This is a genomic window from Kitasatospora sp. NPDC059817, assembly GCF_042731835.1.
Classification (GTDB): Bacteria; Actinomycetota; Actinomycetes; order Streptomycetales; family Streptomycetaceae; genus Kitasatospora.
Genome location: NZ_JBHWIR010000373.1, coordinates 2,576 through 2,971 on the forward strand (window position 1 = coordinate 2,576; position 396 = coordinate 2,971).

At 83.1% G+C, this 396-nt stretch carries 1 protein-coding gene; it reads left to right on the plus strand.

Annotated elements, in window-relative coordinates; all coding sequences use genetic code 11:
- Positions 1-149: 149 nt before the first annotated feature.
- A complete protein-coding gene (locus tag ACFV61_RS35375; RefSeq protein WP_380496233.1) occupies positions 150-377 on the plus strand; it encodes a hypothetical protein in 228 nt (75 codons plus the stop codon).
- The last annotated feature ends 19 nt before the right edge of the window (positions 378-396 follow it).

Here is a 396-nt window from a genome sequence, read left to right on the forward strand (position 1 = left end):
GGGGGCCGGCCCGCGCCCCCTGGGGGGGGGCGCGGGCGGCGCGGGGGGGGGGTTGGGGGCCGGGGGGGGGGGGGCCCGCGGGGTGGGGGGGGGCGCGCCCCGCCCGGGGGCGCGACGACGACGAGCGACTGCGGCAGGTCTTCGAGGCGGTGCTGGCCGAGACCCTGTCCGGGACCGGGCCGCTGACCTGCACGGGCCTGGACGAGGACACCGAGAACGCGCTCTGGGCGGTCTGGGAGGCGCACCCGAACGCTTCGGCCGAGCTGGTGCAGGCCGCGCGGCGCGCCTTCGCCGGCCAGTTGGACGGCGGCAACGCGGCCCGCTGGCGCGCGGAACTCGCCGCCCGGGCGATCGCCGGGCGCCGCCCCCCCGGCTGAGCGTGCGGCCCCGGTCCTC